Below are 16,375 nucleotides of genomic sequence, written 5' to 3'. Positions count from 1 at the left end.
CGGCATGGCAGCAACCGGAACGGACGTTTGGCATTGCAAAGGTTGTACCGCTACCGTCCATATGACGCCGGAGGAGATCGAGCAAGCCTTCGGCTCCGCGACGGGGATCAAGAGCGTAAAGCTGACGACGGAAGCCGAATATGAGAGAAGAATGGACGCCTGCCGCTCCTGCGAATCGTTTCAATTCGGCACGACTTGCCGATGGTGCGGCTGCTTGATGGCCGTCAAAGCGAAGTTGGAAAATGCCAAATGCCCGCACCCGTCGGGCAACCGGTGGACGATCCATTCCAGCCGGGAGAACGTTACGGGCAAATAAATAAGATCAACGAACGACAAACGGCAGCAAGGAGTTTCTCTCCCTGCTGCCGTTTGTCGTTTTTCGTCCGTCTAGTTCTTAGTCAATGACCAGTCGTCTACCCTCAACCAATTGCCCGCGTTCGCGACGCTGTATACGCCGATTTGGGCCGATCCGTTGGTGACGGCGATATTCGATATCGTCACTTCCGTCCATGCGCTGAGCGATGAATTAATCGCATAATTTTTTTCCGCGCCGCCGTAGTTTTTGACGAAGATTTGGGCGACCGACTGACCGCCTCCGCTCTTCACCCACGCCTTCAACGTGTACGTTCCGTTCGGAAGGCCGCTGATATTCTGGTACATGCTGGCGCTGTAAGCCGTCGCGCTGTATTGCGTCATCGAGTATCTCCCCGTGCGTCCAGGAGAGATATTGCTGTTCGGATCCGTCGCGACGTTCTTCCAATTCGACCAGCCCGTCAGCGTCGTCAGCGTGATGCGGTCCGCTTCATAGCTCGGATTCATAACGTAGTTGTTGCCCGCGGCCACGCTCCACGTACCGGCCGCCGCATCCAAATTGAATTTGCTCAAAGAATTCAAGATCGGCGTCGTGCCGCTGAAAGTGATCGGCATCCATTGGTTATAGCCGATACCGTTGCCCGCGAAGTCGCTCCAACGGTCCCCCGCGAACAGAATCGTCGTCCCCGACGTTCCCTGTACTTTAATGAAGAAGCCCGTTTGCGTGACGTGCGAATAATCTTTCCCCGAGTTGGTCATGACGAATTCCGACGAATACGGGCCGGTAATCGAAGTCGACGTTATGCAGTAAGTCTGGGAAGCGTTCCATCCATGCAAGTCGGATGAACAGAGGTAATAGACGCCGTTATTCTTGAACATCGCGTTGCCTTCGCGCCCGCCTAGCGAACTGTTGAACACGTTCGTCGCCGGTTCGATGTTCAAATAATCGGAAGTTCTCAGCTCCGAGACATAGAGGTGGGTTCGCCCGTTCGCATTGCTGAACACCAAGTAGGCTTTGCCGTTGTCGTCCACGAAGGTGGACTGGTCGCCGGGCAAATTATTGACGACGTTGGTTACGGAAGTCTGCACGTGGTGGAACGCGAACGTTCCCGTCGGCGTGCTGCTCGTCGCGAAAGCGGTGCCGGTGCCGGCCGGTCCCGCGTATTGCGTGATCAGCACGTACTTCTGCGTATTCGCGTTGTATACGACGCCCAGCCTGCCCAGCCAGTCCGCATCCCAAGTCGAACCGTCCGTCGCTCCGTTAATCACGTTGCCCTGGAACGTCCAATTCACTAGGTCGGTCGACGAATAACACGTGACCGCGGCGAAGCTCGTATCGCTGTTTTTGGCGCTCGGGTTGTTGTAGTAAGTGACCGCGCCGTTGTATTTCACCCCGTACCAATAATACGTATTGCCGACTTTCAGAATGTTGCCGCCTTGGGAATAGATCGGATTGCCCGACGTGTCTTTCCAGAATACGTCGTTAGTCAGCGTCGCGCTAGCGGCGCTTGCGCTCGTCGCGCCGAAGGAAACGGCGGAAATGCACGAAAGCAGGAAACATTGAAGCACGTACAGAAGCTTTGCTCCTTTTTTCATCTTTAACATCCTTTCGAAGGGAGATGAATGGCCGTTTTTCTTATCCAGTCCGTACGTCGCTCTCCTTTCCCTTGAATTGGATTGCGACCAGATTATACAGCGCTTACACGATCGGATCATACAAGACGGAATTACGATTTCCTTCGAATCCTTGCGATTTCGAGGGGGCTGCGCACGAGAACGCAAAAAAGCCGCTAAGCGCCTAAGCGCGCAGCGGCCTTGCACGTAATGAAATTACTTGGAATTGATCACTTTCTCGGAGACGACCTGGTAAGACGTTTCCCCTACCGGCTTCACCCAGAACCGGATCTTGTACGGTCCGGCCGAATCGAAGCTGTAAGAAATGTCCTTCATCGTAATCCAGAAAGCTTCCTTGTCCGGAAAATCGCTGTCGCCAAGCTTGCGGGACTCGATGAGCGTCTCTTCGTCGTAAGGATCCGCGATCGTCAGCTTCAGCGCGTTGATGTCCACCTTCAGCGAATCCACTTGGATAAACGTATTGAACTTCAACTTCTTGTCCTTCGGCACGTCGCCGAAAATCGTTCCGTCCCTGTAGCTGGTCAGCATGTGGACGTTCGGCTTGTAGATGTCGACCTTGTTATCGTCATTGATGACGATCCCTTGCAACCGCTCGGAGATAGCTTCGGTCGAGACGTAAGTCTTGTTGTCGATCGAGACGACGCCGGTCGATTCGGACTTCTTGTTTATCCATAGCCGCAGCTTCTGGGTCGCGGTGTCCGCATAAGCGACGCTTCCCCAGATCAAACTGAAGGCTAATGTTAATAGAACGAGTTTACGGACTTTCATCATGAACATCCTCCGTCTTCAACGACTCGCGTTCCTTGTCTGTAATTGGTTATACCGACCACGGAGCGGAAAGTTGCGCGGGGACGGAGAAAATTTCATTGTCGCTTCCTGGCGAAGCTTGCGCTTGCCTGGGAAATGAGGAATCGTTATTTCCGCGGTGCGGCTTTGGGCAGCGTAAGCACGCAAGGAACGCCGTTTCCGACGGCTCCGGGCTCGCTCATCCTGGCCAAATAATCCAGACCTCTTGTGCAAGGCGTTTTGCATACGGCGCACGTCTCGGACGTGACGATCTTCATTTGCGGCCTCGCGGTCTCGGAATGCGCTTTTTTCTTTTTCTTGCTCGCCTTCGCTGCTGCCATCGGAATCTTCCTTTCGCTTCGCGCTGTACGCGGGAGTAACTCCCTCACAGCCTATGCGGCGGGCGCCCATGCCGCTACTGCGATCCGAAGGCTTTTTTCCGTATGCCTCCTTACTTAGCGAGGTAAATTATGGTACATTGGTTAAAGCGACTGACGAGTAGGTTCCGCACAACGCGTAGGGGGAAGCTTAGTGAAAATTCAAATGCTGGGAACGGGAAGCGCCTTCGCGAAAACGTTCGACAACAATAACGCTTTGCTGACGGTCGACGGTCGAAAGCTGATGATCGATTGCGGGATTACCGCTCCTAAAGCGCTATTCAACCTTGGCTATAACTTCGGCGATATCGACGCGTTGCTGCTTACGCATATGCACGCCGACCATATCGGGGGCGTCGAGGAATTCGCTTTCCAAATGAAATTCTTATACGGCCGCAAGCCGTTATTATATGTCGCCGACACGCTCGTCGATCCGCTTTGGGAACATTCCCTGAAAGGCGGCCTGCAGCAAAATCCGGACGATACGTTAGCCGATTACTTCGACGTCAAGCCGCTTCCGGAAGGCGTCCCGCACGAACTTCTGCCGGGGTTGCGCGCCGAATTGCTGCTCACGCGCCACATCCCGAACAAGGCTAGCTATTCGTTGCTCCTGAACGAGACGTTCTTCTACTCGGGGGACATGGTGTACGATCCGGACCTGTTGGAATCGCTCGTGAACGATCGGGGCGTCAACGTTATTTTCCATGATTGCCAATTGCATCCTCCGGGGGCCGTCCATGCTTGCCTTCCCCAGTTGCTAACTTTGCCGGCCCATATCCAGCGATTCGTCTACTTGATGCATTACGGCGACGACCAACCGGAGTTCGTCGGACGTACGGGAACGATGCGTTTCCTCGAGCAACACGCGATATACGATTTGGACGATTTAACAAAGAAGTGAGAATCCGGTATGATTAGAGCATACCTCGCCGGAAAGGAAGACACCGCGTGTTAGCCACGTTCATCATCGGAGGCATCATAGCCGCCCTGCTTATCTGGATCGTCCTATGGGCGACCAAGAAAGCTTACTCCCGCAAATGGGACGAAGAAGAGTAATACGATAAAGGGAGACCAAGGCGCGGTTCCGCCGCCCCCTCGGTCTCCCTTTCGCTATTCGACGGAACGCGTTCGTTCAGTTTGCCTCTTCCCGCTCCGCGACGTCCGGCGTTCCTTCGCCCCGACCTTGGCCCCATAACGGGAACGCCGCCCACGTAAACCGCTTGTCGTAATTCATGGAATCCCGCTTCACGAATCTGGCAACCGCCGCAAGAACGCCTCCGATCAACCCGAATAGACAGATCAGCCATATTGCCAGCAAGGCCGCTTCTCTCATCATGAGTTGTTCCTCCCGCAGGGTTACCGCTACTTCCATATGTACGTTCGCCGTAGCGGAATCATCCCTTCCTTGCGAGAATTTTCGCGCCAATCCCCCGGTTCGAAAAGATCGAAAAACTTATACGAAAAGTGTTGACTTCGACAGCCCAGCTTGGTATTATATATCTTGTCGCCGCCGAAATAAAGTAAGCGAAACGGTACATGATCTGATAGCTCAGCTGGGAGAGCACTATCTTGACAGGGTAGGGGTCACAGGTTCGATCCCTGTTCAGATCACCATACATAAGCGACCAAGTCCTTGAGAAATCAAGGGCTCTTTTTGTTTTCTTGAACTCCATTCAAACCCTCCTAAATATTGTATACTTGAGTCGAATAATGTCTGTGCGCGAGTTTGAAATATTGGAGGATGGTTTCATTTGAAATATTTGGCTACCAATAACGGCAACCTCGAACTTGAATGTTCCCGGTGCGGGATAAAAAGAAACGTTCTGAAAGGGAACTATAGGAAATCGAACAATGCTTACGAGCTATCTCCGGAAATAACGTGTCGATGCCGCAATGACGCAGTGTCCAGGGTAGAAGTTAAAAAGAAAGATCCTGCTTTAATTTTATTCTTTCTCTTCCTTCCATTGGCCATCTTAATGTTCATTATCGGTCGAGCTCTTCTTGCTAGTATGCAATAATAGTCATGCCACTTTCGCCCAGTTGGCGACGGGAAGGCGAAGGTATTCGCAGCCCGTCCCGAATGTCCTGCCGATTCGCCCAGTCCGCGGAACATTTCGTACCGTTCGGAAAATCCCGGCCGTTAGACTTAAGAAGCTTCCCGATGTAAAATGGCAATATTCCGCAACCAGAGGAGCTCTTACAACATGTTCATGCTGAATCCCAAGTCCTTCGGACCTTTACGTTGCGTTGTTCCGGCCTTACTCTCCATCGCCCTGTTAACGGCTTGCGGCAATCTGCCCTCGACGGAATCCCAAGGAGCACGGGAAAGCGCGCAATCCGCCGGAAGTCCGTCCCCCCTGCATGCCGCCGAAGCTCCACAAACGGGAGCGTTGCTGCCTCCCGCCAAGGGAAAGCTGTCGGTGTATTTCCTCGATATCGGGCAAGGTGACTCGACCTATATCAAGACGGCCGCGGGCGACGATATCCTGATCGACGGCGGCAAGAACGATGCCGGCGCCAAAGCGGTCGCGTACTTGCAACAATTCGACGTAGACGACTTGGAGATTCTGATCGCTACCCACCCGGACGCGGACCATATCGGCGGGTTGGACACCGTGCTCGAAGCGTTCGACGTCAAAGCCGTCTATGCGCCGAAAGTATCGCATACGACCGACACGTTCAAGGATTTTCTTCTCGCCGTCAAGCAGGAAGGACGGACGATCAAGGAAGCGAAAGCCGGCGTCCGGCTTCCTCTCGAAGGCGTGGAAGCCGTTTTCGTCGGACCGGTCAAAGGTTATGGCGATGATCTGAACGACTGGAGCGCGGTCGTGCGCCTCTCCTATGGCGCGACGTCGTTCTTGTTCACCGGCGATGCCGAGAAAAAATCGGAGAAAGACATGGCCGACTCCGGCGCGGAGCTGAAAGCCGACGTGCTGAAGGTCGGTCACCATGGCTCCGTATCGTCGACGAGCGAGGCGTTCCTCCAAGCCGTCTCCCCGACATACGCTGTCATCAGCGTCGGCCGCAATCAATACGGCCATCCTGCGGAAACGGTATTGAACCGGCTCGAGGAGAACCATGTCGCCGTATATAGGACCGATGCAAACGGAACCGTGACCGCCGTCAGCGACGGGATAACAATATCGATGAGGAAGGTGAAGTAAGTGGAGCATGGCGTAATCGATCGCTTCGAAGGGGAGCTCGCCGTTATCGAGATCGCGGGCACGACATGCGATTTCCGGCGGAGCGATCTTCCGTCCGAAGCGAAGCCCGGCGACGCCGTCGTCGTCGAGAATGGCATCGTCCGCCTGGACGAACGCGGGACGCAAGAGCGTAAAAACGATATCGATCGCCTCATGGACGAGTTGTTCGAATAGGCCGCTGCACCGCAGTCATCTGTATCCGACGCAGACGCCAATTTTCGCCGGCGTCACGCGCTTGTCCCTGACGGAGCCAGTCCGAGCGTCTTACACTATGCCAACCCTATAATTGGGAGGTGTAGTAGCGTGAGCATGGAATATCAATACTTCGTCCCATCGGTATACGGGGCGGAGGAAGGCAGTCTTGAAGCAAACATTCTCGGCCCCGGCTTCGGCGGTTCCGGCGGTCGTTCCGGCGGTCGTTCCGGCGGTCGTACTGGAGGTCGTTCCGGCGGTCGTTCCGGCGGTCGTTCCGGCGGTCGTTCCGGCGGTCGTACTGGCGGTCGCACCGGCGGTCGTACCGGCGGTCGTACCGGCGGTCGTACTGGCGGTCGTACTGGAGGTCGTTCCGGCGGTCGTACCGGCGGTCGTACTGGCGGTCGTACTGGCGGTCGTACTGGCGGTCGTACTGGCGGTCGCACTGGCGGTCGTACTGGCGGTCGCTCCGGCGGTCGCTCCGGCGGTCGTACTTGCGGTCGCTCCGGCGGTCGTACTTGCGGTCGCTCCGGCGGTCGTTCCGGCGGTCGTTCCCCCGGTCGTTCCCCCGGTCGTTAATCGATGATCGGAAGGTTCCCTTTCTGTGCAGGAGCGGAAAAATAGATCGGTCTGTGCGTTTGTACTGACCCTCCATTTATCCTGTCATAAGCTATACGGGTGATGAATAATCACAATAAACTTATGGCGGTGATCAAATGAGCTACCCTGTAGCTGGCATAGGAGCGGGGATTGCAATCGTGCTTGTTCTGTACATCCTGCTGGTCATCATCTTGAAAGCAGGCTACTAAGCGACGGCGCTCTTCTCGCCAAGTCCTTTCGGGCTTGGCGATTTTTTTGGGGAGAGCTCGCGTCCGAACGCGAGTACATAGACATTCGTTCGCAACATTTCCCATCCATGGCGCGTCTGAAAGAGTATCCGATGGATATAGTCGCAATAGGAGGAGATCACTTTGATGAAAACGAAACGAAAATTACCGATGGCCATTCTGTCGCTCGTCGTCGCCTTCTGCTTGACGTTAAGCGGTTCCGCGTTCGCGAGCAATAGTTCCGCCAAGCACGGGAACGACGACTCTAAAGCGACGATCGACGCGGCTACGGCCGTCACGATGATCGTGAAAGGCTTGGGGCTGAACATCGACGACATCCGGTTCTTCAAGGAACCGAAAGCCAGCGATTATTTCACGAAAGTGAAAGACAACGCGCCTTACGCGGGGGACTTCATCATCGCCCAGCATAACGGACTCGGCTTACCGAAAGACATCGACCCCGCCGCCAAAGTCACGAGAGAACAATTCTCGGTCTGGTTGTACGGCGCGCTAAGCCACAAAGGCGATTACGCCTGGATCGAGATATTCGCAATCATCAAGGACGCGAAGCTCATCTCCAAGACGTCGATGGACGCCATCCAGAAATTGCTCATCGCCAAGATCGTCACGCTCGACGGCAAAGGCTACTTTTATCCGAAAAGCAAAGTAACCGTCGCCCAAGCGAAGACGATGATCGCCAGAACGGCGGCCTTCATCCAGAATACGAAACCGATTCCGCAGCCGGAACCGCCCGTTCTGTTCGATCCGCAGCTGACGACGGAAAAAGAAACGGACGCCGTCACGAAAGTGACATTGTCCGTCCAAGCGCCCCATGCGGGCTATGGCGTCGTCATTACCGGCATCAAGTTCGACGGAGGCACGGCCTACATTCAATACAAAGCCGTTCAGCCCGATCCGGACAAGATATATGCCCAAGTCATTACCGAATTGAAGGTCGTCACCTATGTGGCATCTTCCTACAAAGTCGCGCTCGAGCCGCAGCTCGTCGTCGATCCGGGTCCGAACGGTTCGACCGGATTCCCGATCTACTCGGACGCCGCTCCGGCTAGCCGATAACGCGAGGAGGCGCGAAGCCGTCCGCTCCGACGCCGACCGCATCGTTCCCGATCAACGCTTTCAACTTGTCTGCTAAATCATCCGCGACGGATGGATCGTACCACTCGATCCATCCGTTTTTGTCGTGCAACTCCCTCATTCCGAGCGCCGCGCTTCGTTTGCCCCCGCTGCCGTCCCCGCGGAAATAATCGTCGACGACGACGCGCGAAGCGGCGGCCGCCAGCTTCTCCGCGAACGTCGGCGAGTGCGGCAATATCGGGGATACCGCGATTTGCGTATCGATGCCGGCTTCCCTAAGCTGCCTTAGCGCACGCCATTTCGCGGCCAGAGGCGGCGCGGACGGCGAGAATGCCCTCCTGACTTCTTCCTCGTCGGTCTCCACCGTCATGCTGACCCTTACGCGATCTCCGAGCCGGCTCAGCGCGTCGATATCCCTCGCGACGAGCGGACTTCTCGTCTGCAGCAGCACGAAAGTCGGAGGTTCCTCCGCCATCTCCCCGAGAAGCGCGCGCGTGACGCCGGCGCTCGCTTCAAGCGGTTGATACGGATCGGTCGCCGTCGAGAAGAATACGGTGACCGGTCCTTTCCCTTTCTCCCGCTTCAGTTCCGCTCGGAGCTTGGCGGGATCCGCCTTTTTCAGGTCGACCCACGTCCCCCACGGTTCGCCGCGGAACAGGCCGATCGGCATGCGCCGCACATAGCAGTAGGAGCAGCCGAACGAGCAGCCGACGTACGGATTCAGCGAATGCGAATAGCCGCGAAGATAACCTCCGGTCGGCGTCAGCCACCGGCCCGAGCCGCTCATGCCCGAAGCTCCAGCGGTTCCGCCGACAGCTCGAACTCGAGCTCCGGCAACCGCCAGTCGATCTCGCCGAGCCCCCGTTCCCTCAGGAACGCGTTGCATCTCGAGAACGGCTTGCTGCCCCAGAAGCCGTTATACGCCGACAACGGGCTCGGATGCGCCGAGCGCAACGCGAAATGCCGCGTCTCGTCGATCATCCGCCCTTTTACCTGCGCCGGCTTGCCCCACAGCACGAAAGCGACGGGAACGTCCCGTTCGTTCAACGCGGCGACGATCCGATCCGTGAACGTCTCCCATCCGAGCCTGCGGTGCGAATTCGCCTCCCCGTCCCTGACGGTCAGCACGCTGTTCAGCAACAGCACCCCTTGTTTCGCCCAATGCTCCAGAAATCCGTGCCCGGGAGGCTTGCAACCGATATCGTCATGGAGTTCCTTGTATATATTCCTGAGCGACGGAGGCAGCTTCACGCCGGGCAGCACGGAGAAACTTAGTCCGTGGGCTTGTTCGCTTCCGTGGTACGGATCCTGCCCGAGAATGACGACCTTGACGTCGCGATAAGGCGTGAGCTCGAGCGCCCGGAACACGTCCGGACGGGGCGGGTACACCGTTCCGCTCTCATACTCTTTCTCCAAACTGTCCATCAGCTTAACGTAATAGGGCTGTTCGCGCTCGTTCGCGAGCAGCCGTTCCCAATCCGCGTCTAACGGCATCGTGGCATCCCCGTCCTTCCTTAGACCTCCATTATAGCAAAAAGAAGCTCCCCGCTTCCGGGGAACTTCTCTAGTACTTTTCTAGTACTGCGATCCGCCTCTTTATTTCACGCTCGATACGGACTTGAACCAATCGTTGACTTCTTGCGTCACTTGATCGCCGCCGTTCGTTTTCCAGCTGGCGACGAATTGGTCGAACGCGTCGATAGGCAGCTTGCCGTAGATGATTTTGTTGAACGTCTCTTGCTCGGATTGGCGAAGCAAGTTCCATTTGGCGATCATCGTCGGCGTTGCCGCGCCGGTGAAATAGTTTTGCTTGCGGATGTCGATTTGCGACATGACGACTTTCGCCGCGTACCAGTTTTCCGGCTTGCGGAATTCCGCAAGTTGCTTCTCGTAAGGCGTCTCCGGCTGAGCGCCGTCCGCCAGCTTTACTAGCGTTTTCATGTACAGATCCGGAATACGCGCCGGGCCGGTAATAAACGGGAATTCGTTGTTGAAGTCTTTGATTTTGTCCTTGTTGCTCGTCGCTTTGCCGTCGATCATATCCCAATCGTAGCCTTGCGCGAAGCCGTATTCGTATTTGCTGCCGACGGTCGGGTTTGCCAGATTGTCGAGCAAGTAGTTGTAATACAGGATGATCGCTTCCGGATGTTCGGCGTCCTTGTTGATCATGAAGCTGCTGTTGACGCCGGAGTTTTGCCATTTCGTGCCCATTTTGCCGTCCGGACCCGCGGGAACCGGATAAGCTTTGAATTTAGAGCCCGCGACGTTCTTGAGCAAGTCCGGAGCCGGCCAGTCCGGCACCCAGTTCGCGCCCGGAAGCACGCCCGCGTTGCCCTTCGTCCAAATCTCCGCGGATTTGCCTTCGTCCCACAGCGCGGAGTCCGGATGAATATAACCTTTGTCCATCCATTCCTGCAGCTTGGCGAGCGCTTGCTTCGCCCCCGGGTTGACGGAACCGTATTCCAGGTTGCCGTTCGCGTCCTTGTTCCACTGTTCCTCGACGGTGCCGTAAGCGCCGAACAGCCAATCGAGACCGCCCATCCACGTGTTCGTGTTGTTTTTCAGGGAAACCGCGAGCGGATACACGTCTTTCGGCTTCAACCCGTCCGGATTATGGTTTTTGAACTGGTCCATGATGTTTTCCAGATCGGCGATCGTCTTGGGCGCTTGGAGATTCAGCTTCTCCATCCAGTCTTCGCGGAGCCAAAGCAGCGTATCGTCGTTGTCCGTATATTCCATGATCGGAAGGTTCCACTTCTTGCCGTCCTTCGTGAACGGATACCACAATTCCGGATGTTGCGCGGCGTGGTCCTTCCACGTTTGGTTCGCGTACTTGTCGAACAGCTCGTCGATCGGCAGAAACTGTCCGGATTCGATCAGTTGGTTCGTCAATACGGCATCGGTCGGCACCATGACGAAGTCCGGAAGCTTCTCGCCGGAAGAGATCGCCAGCTGCAGCTTCTGCTTGTACTGGTCGCTGCCTGCCGGATACCACGTGTCTTTGTATTTCAAACCCAATTGTTCGAGCATCCAGCGATCGTGAACGTTGTTCTCTTTCGAGTCTCCGTTCGTATATTTCTTGGGCATGATGATCGTGCTGATCTCGATCGGCGGATCGTATTTGCCTCTCGCGAATACGGCATCGGCGGCGTTCGGATCGGCCGGAGCCGCGTTCGTCGCCGCAGGCTCGCTACCGGCGGCGCTTGCGCTAGGCGAAGCGTTGTCGTTCGAATTCGAGCTGCACGCCGTGAGCGCGACGGTTGCGGCCAGCGTAAGCATCAGCCACGGTTTTTTTGCATTACCCATTCTCGTTATCCCCCTACGGTGTATGTTTGCTACATGTGTAACTCTACCAACTGGGCGGGGGAGGCATCTATAGGACTTTGTTAGTTTCGATAGGAGTCTGTTATGCGATTACTGTCCGTCGCGGAATTCCTGCGGCGTGACGTCGTACTGCTTCTTGAACACTTTGATGAAGTACGCGGGATCCAAATACCCGACCTCCGCGCTGATCTCGTATACCTTCTTGTCAGTCGTCCGCAACAGCCTGCAGGCGCGCTCCATGCGAAGGGAGGAGATGTAATCGCTGATGCCTTCTCCCGTTTCGATCTTGTAGATTTTGGACAGATGCGTCGGGTGCAGGTTCACGTGTTCCGCCAGCGCTCTAAGCGACACGTCGAGATGGAGATTCGCCTCCGCGTACGCTTGGATTTTGCTCACGTACGACGAACGGATATCTTTGACGTCGCTCGACGTTCCCGTCTTCAGCTTGTCCAGCGCGCCGAGCGCCCATTTCCGAAGCTTCCCGATCGAGTCGAACGCCTCTCCGTTCCTCATCGCCTCCATGTCGTCGCCGATCAGCGCCGCCAGCGTCTTGCCGCCACGATGCGCCGCGTACGCGAACGCCGAAGCGATCGCGTATCCGGCTTCCATGCAGTGCTCCCACGACTCCGACCAATGGTCGTCGAGTTCCGCGCACACGTCGGCGATCTTCTGCCCGGCGGCGTCCCAACGCCCGACTTCCAGCAGGCCGATCAGAGTCGGCGGCATGTACAACGCGTCGAGCGGCTTCTGCTCCGTTTGGCCGAGCGCGTCGGAGGCGCGCATGACGAACTCCTTCTCGTCGCCGACGATTTGCCTGAAGTAGTCGACCGCTTGGCGGTAACGGACGGACAGTTCATCCGGGAACCGGAACCGGTCCGCGATGACGACGGACAGCGAGCCTTTCAGGAATTGCTTCGCCTTCGCCTCCAATTGCATCGCCAGCTTCTCCAGAAGCGCGTCCGCTCCGCCTCCGCGTTTCTTCTCGTCGTTCGCTTGAAGGAGGAACGCCAAGTAGCCGTGATCCTCCTTGACTCCCCATACGTTCGCGTATTCCCCGAAGATTTCCTCGGCCATGTTCATGACCGCGTATTCCATTAGCTGCTGCCCATTGTTCTTGTACTGTCCGAATTCCTCTTCCATCCGGACGAGCAGCATCGCGCATTCCCCTTCGCGGAACGGCAAGCCGTAGCTCTCGAGCTTGCGCTCCCACTCTCCGGACGACAAGCGTTGGCCGCGCAAGCCGTCGAGAAGCAGCTGGCCGCGGAGCACGGGTAAATTCTCCCGGAGCGTGAACAGCGTTCGCTCCAGCGATCCGACGCTTTCCCATTCCGCGTTCAGCTCGTCGATCGCCGCTTGCACGGCGCCGAACAGCTCCGGATCCGTCGGGGGCTTGAGCAAGTAATCGGCGGCCTGATGCTTCACCGCTTGCTTCGCGTATTCGAAATCGGAATGTCCCGACAAAATGATGCACTTGATCCGTCTGTCCTTTTCCCGTATCCGTTCGATCAATTCCAAGCCCGACATCTCCGGCATCAGGATGTCCGAGATGACGATGTCGATCGGATTCGTCTCGATCAGTTGGAGCGCCTCCCGCGCGGAATACGCTTTGTGAACTTGCTCGATGCCGAGCTTATGCCAAGGCTTCGTCATGGACAGGTTGTCTACCCAGTGCGCCTCGTCGTCAACGATAATCATCTGCATGCCGATCGTCCCCCAGCTTCTTAGTATTCTCCGGACGCGATTCGCCGGCATAGTATTCCCATACGATTTCCGCCCGGAAGCCTCCGAACGGAGAGGACGCGAATCGCAAATGCGAGCGTTCCCCGAAGAGATTGACGATCCTCTGATGCGTATTCCACAAACCGCAGCCCATGTCTTCCCGAAGCGGCTCCAGCATCGTCCGGTTCAGCTTCCCGAGCTCGTCTTCCGGCAAGCCGGGGCCGTCGTCGTCGATCGTTACGATGCGGCAGCCGCCGTCCATCGCCCCTTTGATCGTAATGCGGCCGGACGAATACGATTTGCCGACGCCGTGCATGACCGCGTTCTCGACGAGCGGCTGTAGCAGCAATCTCGGCACGCTCTCCGACAGCATTTCCTTCGGCAAGTCGATCTCGTAACGGATTCTGCCGTTGCGCAGCTTCTGTATATCCAAGTAGTTGACGATGAGCTTGAGCTCCTCGTCCAGCGTCGCCGTCTCTCGCTCCATCCTCGTCGTATAACGGTAATAGGCGCTCAGGTTGTACGCCATCGAGACGACCGCTTCCTCGTCTTTCATCTGCGCCATGTTGATAATATAACCGAGGCAGTTATACAGGAAGTGCGGGTTGATCTGCGCCTGCAGCTGCTTAAGGTTCGCTTCCCGGGCGCGGAGCTTCTCGTTCAGCACGTTCTCGATGAGCTCCTGGATTTGCCGGGACATATCGTTGAACCGGTGGAACAGGAAAGAGAATTCGTTGTTCGTGCTCGCTCGGATCCGCACGGCGAAATCGCCGCGTTGCACGCTTTGGAGACCTTTGATCAACTTGCGGATCGGACGTTGCACGTTCCGGTATAGCAGCACCGACGCGACGAAGCCGAGGACGAGCAACAAAATCATCGACATGTAGAACAAGTTGCGGCTGAACGACATCGGACCGAGCAGATGCCCGAGCGGCACGTAATCGACCAAGTACCAGTCGAGCTGCGGGGATTTGACCGCGCTGACCAAATAGCTTTTGCCGTCGAGCTTGACGACTTTCTGCATCGTGTCGCCGAACGCTTCGTTGTCGAGTACGGCGACGAGCTCGTCCGTCAGAGGCGCGGACGCCGTATTGTTCAAGATCGGCTTATCTCCCTTGTGGTAGAACAACGGATCGCCTTGGCCGCCGGCTTTGTACGAATCGAGCATGTTCTTAATGTTCTCGTGGCCGAAACTCGCGACGACGACCAGATTGCTCCCCGTCAGAATCCCTTGCTGGCCGTAAGAATCGGAGTAAAACCGGTAAAACGCTTTCGAATCGCCGCGCGAATCGTCCTTCCCGTCCCCGTACGTCCACCTGCCGGTCATGTTCCTCTTCAAGTAATCGGCGTCGTATTCGACCGCCGTCTCGAAATTCGACAGCGCCTCTTCGTTCTGCTGGGAGAACACCGCGTAACGGACCGGCCAAATGTTCGTCAAACCCGACTGCAGCCGCATTTTCTCTTGGATGACGTATTTCGTCTGCATTCGGTCGTATCGGTCTTCCCAGATGTTGAGGCCGTTGAACTTCTGCACGTTGGGATCCTTCGAGAACGTCATGACGAAATCCATCGCCTGCGTAATCCGCGAGTCGATCTGGCTCGACAAGAACGAGAGCTGCTTCATGTTCGACACCTTCAGCTCCTTGCCGATGACGCCGAAGGCGACGTTGTTGGCATAAGTGAACAGAAGGAGAACCGGTACGAACAGGACGAGAATGAGCGCGTTCATCTTCGTGAAGAAGCTGAAGCCCGCCTTGTATTTATTATTGACGTAGTCGATGCCTCTCCCAAGCTTCATCGTCGTTCCCCCCGGCAGTCGTTCCTAATAAAACACTATCGATCCTAACAAAGTCATATAGTTCGCCCTAAGTCCTTGTTGATACTATTAATAGCAGGGATCGACGAGTTACACAAATGAGATTTTCAGGAACGGGAGAGAGCGATGGACGCGAAAACCGCATTACAACCGACAATCAAGGCTTCGTCGCGCGCGACGAAAACATTCGGCAGCAAGCAATCGTGGATGCTTCATTTCATGGTGCTGCCGGCCGCGCTGCTCGTGTTCGTATTCTGCTACGTGCCGATGGCGGGTATCGTCATGGCCTTCCAGGATTACAAGGCGGCGCTCGGATTCACCCACTCCCCGTGGGTCGGGCTGAAGCATTTCCGCTACATGTTCGAGAACGATTATTTTATCCATATCACGTGGAACACGCTGCTGTTCGCCGGTTCGAAGATCGTGCTGAACCTGATCATTCCCTTCGTCTTCGCGCTCCTGCTGAACGAGGTTCGGAAAATGGGCTACAAGCGCGCGATCCAGACGCTCGTATACTTGCCTCACTTCCTTAGCTGGGTGACGCTGTCCGGCATTCTGATCGACGTGCTCGCGCAGACCGGGCTCGTGAACCAATTCCTGTCGAACGCGTTCGGCATCAAGCCGATCTTCTTCCTCGGCGACGGCGCTTGGTTCCGGCTGACGATCGTGTTCAGCGACGTGTGGAAGGAATTCGGCTTTAACACGATCATCTTCCTGGCGGCGCTGGCCGGCATTAACCCTTCCTTGTACGAAGCCGCCGAAGTCGACGGCGCGAGCCGTTGGAAGCAAACGCTGTATATTACCGTGCCGTCGCTCGTGCCGATCGCCGTCGTCGTCGCGACGCTGGCGCTGGGCAACGTGCTGAACGCCAACTTCGACCAAGTGTTCAACTTGTACAGCCCGATGATCTATCGCCAAGGCGACATCATCGACACGTTCGTCTACCGGGAAGGTCTTCTGAGCGGTCAATTCAGCTTCGCGACCGCGGTCGGCATGTTCAAGTCGATGATCAGTCTCGTGCTGATCGTCATCTCCTACCGGCTGGCCAACCGGTTCGCCGGTTACCGCATCTTCTAGAAAGGGAGTCCT

Annotated in this window: 17 protein-coding genes and 1 tRNA gene; 9 read left to right on the top strand and 9 right to left on the bottom strand. The window is 56.3% G+C overall.

Annotation, left to right across the window (positions count from 1 at the left end; all coding sequences use genetic code 11):
• Positions 1-4: 4 nt before the first annotated feature.
• On the top strand, positions 5-316 hold the full coding sequence (locus ACFPPD_RS00720) for a DUF6171 family protein (RefSeq protein WP_209747686.1): 312 nt from the start codon (positions 5-7) through the stop codon (positions 314-316).
• Positions 317-387: 71 nt separating this feature from the next.
• On the opposite strand, the gene ACFPPD_RS00715 is transcribed toward ACFPPD_RS00720, so the two are convergent.
• The 3 genes from ACFPPD_RS00715 to ACFPPD_RS00705 all read right to left on the bottom strand — a co-directional run bounded on the left by ACFPPD_RS00715 (position 388) and on the right by ACFPPD_RS00705 (position 3,074).
• Complete coding sequence (locus ACFPPD_RS00715; protein WP_209747684.1) at positions 388-1,908, bottom strand: family 43 glycosylhydrolase; 1,521 nt, start codon at positions 1,906-1,908, stop codon at positions 388-390.
• A 234-nt stretch (positions 1,909-2,142) separates the two neighbouring features.
• The gene (locus tag ACFPPD_RS00710) at positions 2,143-2,715 is read right to left on the bottom strand and encodes a copper amine oxidase (protein WP_209747682.1); all 573 of its coding nucleotides are present in this window, start codon (positions 2,713-2,715) and stop codon (positions 2,143-2,145) included.
• A gap of 146 nt (positions 2,716-2,861) precedes the next feature.
• On the bottom strand, positions 2,862-3,074 hold the full coding sequence (locus ACFPPD_RS00705; RefSeq protein WP_209747680.1) for a hypothetical protein: 213 nt from the start codon (positions 3,072-3,074) through the stop codon (positions 2,862-2,864).
• 190 nt (positions 3,075-3,264) lie between these two features.
• Between ACFPPD_RS00705 and ACFPPD_RS00700 the strand changes: the two genes are divergently transcribed.
• Positions 3,265-4,011, top strand: a complete 747-nt coding sequence (locus tag ACFPPD_RS00700) for an MBL fold metallo-hydrolase (protein WP_378081001.1) — start codon at positions 3,265-3,267, stop codon at positions 4,009-4,011.
• Positions 4,012-4,242: 231 nt separating this feature from the next.
• Here ACFPPD_RS00700 and ACFPPD_RS00695 read toward each other — a convergent pair whose 3' ends face one another.
• Positions 4,243-4,446 carry a hypothetical protein gene (locus ACFPPD_RS00695; RefSeq protein WP_209747677.1) on the bottom strand — a complete coding sequence of 68 codons (204 nt, stop codon included), beginning with the start codon at positions 4,444-4,446 and terminating at the stop codon, positions 4,243-4,245.
• Between the two features lie 202 nt (positions 4,447-4,648).
• Here ACFPPD_RS00695 and ACFPPD_RS00690 point away from each other — a divergent pair.
• From ACFPPD_RS00690 to ACFPPD_RS00665, 6 genes are all read left to right on the top strand, one after another.
• Positions 4,649-4,724, top strand: a tRNA-Val gene (locus ACFPPD_RS00690).
• Between the two features lie 590 nt (positions 4,725-5,314).
• Complete coding sequence (locus ACFPPD_RS00685; RefSeq protein ID WP_378080999.1) at positions 5,315-6,274, top strand: ComEC/Rec2 family competence protein; 960 nt, start codon at positions 5,315-5,317, stop codon at positions 6,272-6,274.
• On the top strand, positions 6,275-6,487 hold the full coding sequence (locus tag ACFPPD_RS00680) for a DUF3006 domain-containing protein (protein WP_209747675.1): 213 nt from the start codon (positions 6,275-6,277) through the stop codon (positions 6,485-6,487).
• Between the two features lie 187 nt (positions 6,488-6,674).
• The gene (locus tag ACFPPD_RS00675; protein ID WP_209747673.1) at positions 6,675-7,091 is read left to right on the top strand and encodes a hypothetical protein; all 417 of its coding nucleotides are present in this window, start codon (positions 6,675-6,677) and stop codon (positions 7,089-7,091) included.
• 130 nt (positions 7,092-7,221) lie between these two features.
• Positions 7,222-7,314: a sporulation protein YjcZ gene (locus ACFPPD_RS00670; RefSeq protein ID WP_209747671.1), complete on the top strand. Its 93-nt coding sequence runs from the start codon at positions 7,222-7,224 to the stop codon at positions 7,312-7,314.
• 165 nt (positions 7,315-7,479) lie between these two features.
• Positions 7,480-8,409, top strand: coding sequence for a protease complex subunit PrcB family protein (locus ACFPPD_RS00665; RefSeq protein ID WP_209747669.1), 930 nt, complete (start codon positions 7,480-7,482; stop codon positions 8,407-8,409).
• Here ACFPPD_RS00665 and ACFPPD_RS00660 read toward each other — a convergent pair.
• The 5 genes from ACFPPD_RS00660 to ACFPPD_RS00640 all read right to left on the bottom strand — a co-directional run bounded on the left by ACFPPD_RS00660 (position 8,399) and on the right by ACFPPD_RS00640 (position 15,268).
• Positions 8,399-9,214, bottom strand: a complete 816-nt coding sequence (locus tag ACFPPD_RS00660) for an SPL family radical SAM protein (RefSeq protein WP_209747667.1) — start codon at positions 9,212-9,214, stop codon at positions 8,399-8,401. The genes ACFPPD_RS00665 and ACFPPD_RS00660 overlap by 11 nt on opposite strands.
• Complete coding sequence (locus ACFPPD_RS00655; RefSeq protein WP_209747665.1) at positions 9,211-9,921, bottom strand: uracil-DNA glycosylase; 711 nt, start codon at positions 9,919-9,921, stop codon at positions 9,211-9,213. The genes ACFPPD_RS00660 and ACFPPD_RS00655 overlap by 4 nt, the downstream gene beginning before the upstream one ends.
• A 102-nt stretch (positions 9,922-10,023) precedes the next feature.
• Complete coding sequence (locus tag ACFPPD_RS00650; protein ID WP_209747663.1) at positions 10,024-11,733, bottom strand: type 2 periplasmic-binding domain-containing protein; 1,710 nt, start codon at positions 11,731-11,733, stop codon at positions 10,024-10,026.
• A 108-nt stretch (positions 11,734-11,841) separates the two neighbouring features.
• Positions 11,842-13,452 (bottom strand): response regulator transcription factor, encoded by a 1,611-nt coding sequence (locus ACFPPD_RS00645; protein WP_209747660.1) that lies wholly within the window; start codon positions 13,450-13,452, stop codon positions 11,842-11,844.
• Complete coding sequence (locus ACFPPD_RS00640) at positions 13,433-15,268, bottom strand: sensor histidine kinase (protein WP_378080995.1); 1,836 nt, start codon at positions 15,266-15,268, stop codon at positions 13,433-13,435. Before ACFPPD_RS00640 ends, ACFPPD_RS00645 begins: the two co-directional genes overlap by 20 nt.
• 225 nt (positions 15,269-15,493) lie before the next feature.
• On the opposite strand from ACFPPD_RS00640, the gene ACFPPD_RS00635 reads away from it, so the two are divergent.
• Entirely contained in the window at positions 15,494-16,363 is an 870-nt protein-coding gene (locus tag ACFPPD_RS00635) for an ABC transporter permease (protein ID WP_378081023.1), read from the top strand.
• Positions 16,364-16,375: the final 12 nt, after the last annotated feature.

It is taken from the genome of Cohnella suwonensis, from assembly GCF_042655365.1.
Taxonomy (GTDB): Bacteria; Bacillota; Bacilli; order Paenibacillales; family Paenibacillaceae; genus Cohnella; species Cohnella suwonensis.
The sequence above is the reverse complement of the archived record's forward strand: the minus strand, read 5'-3'. Positions and strand labels throughout refer to the sequence as shown.

Excerpts from the sequence above, each read along its gene's own strand:
- ACFPPD_RS00720 (WP_209747686.1), top strand. The coding sequence starts at position 5 with ATGGCAGCAACCGGAACGGACGTTTGGCATTGCAAAGGTTGTACCGCT.
- ACFPPD_RS00715 (WP_209747684.1), bottom strand. The coding sequence starts at position 1,908 with ATGAAAAAAGGAGCAAAGCTTCTGTACGTGCTTCAATGTTTCCTGCTT.
- ACFPPD_RS00710 (WP_209747682.1), bottom strand. The coding sequence starts at position 2,715 with ATGAAAGTCCGTAAACTCGTTCTATTAACATTAGCCTTCAGTTTGATC.
- ACFPPD_RS00705 (WP_209747680.1), bottom strand. The coding sequence starts at position 3,074 with ATGGCAGCAGCGAAGGCGAGCAAGAAAAAGAAAAAAGCGCATTCCGAG.
- ACFPPD_RS00695 (WP_209747677.1), bottom strand. The coding sequence starts at position 4,446 with ATGATGAGAGAAGCGGCCTTGCTGGCAATATGGCTGATCTGTCTATTC.
- ACFPPD_RS00685 (WP_378080999.1), top strand. The coding sequence starts at position 5,315 with ATGTTCATGCTGAATCCCAAGTCCTTCGGACCTTTACGTTGCGTTGTT.
- ACFPPD_RS00670 (WP_209747671.1), top strand. The coding sequence starts at position 7,222 with ATGAGCTACCCTGTAGCTGGCATAGGAGCGGGGATTGCAATCGTGCTT.
- ACFPPD_RS00665 (WP_209747669.1), top strand. The coding sequence starts at position 7,480 with ATGAAAACGAAACGAAAATTACCGATGGCCATTCTGTCGCTCGTCGTC.
- ACFPPD_RS00660 (WP_209747667.1), bottom strand. The coding sequence starts at position 9,214 with ATGAGCGGCTCGGGCCGGTGGCTGACGCCGACCGGAGGTTATCTTCGC.
- ACFPPD_RS00655 (WP_209747665.1), bottom strand. The coding sequence starts at position 9,921 with ATGCCGTTAGACGCGGATTGGGAACGGCTGCTCGCGAACGAGCGCGAA.
- ACFPPD_RS00650 (WP_209747663.1), bottom strand. The coding sequence starts at position 11,733 with ATGGGTAATGCAAAAAAACCGTGGCTGATGCTTACGCTGGCCGCAACC.
- ACFPPD_RS00645 (WP_209747660.1), bottom strand. The coding sequence starts at position 13,452 with ATGCAGATGATTATCGTTGACGACGAGGCGCACTGGGTAGACAACCTG.
- ACFPPD_RS00640 (WP_378080995.1), bottom strand. The coding sequence starts at position 15,268 with ATGAAGCTTGGGAGAGGCATCGACTACGTCAATAATAAATACAAGGCG.
- ACFPPD_RS00635 (WP_378081023.1), top strand. The coding sequence starts at position 15,494 with ATGCTTCATTTCATGGTGCTGCCGGCCGCGCTGCTCGTGTTCGTATTC.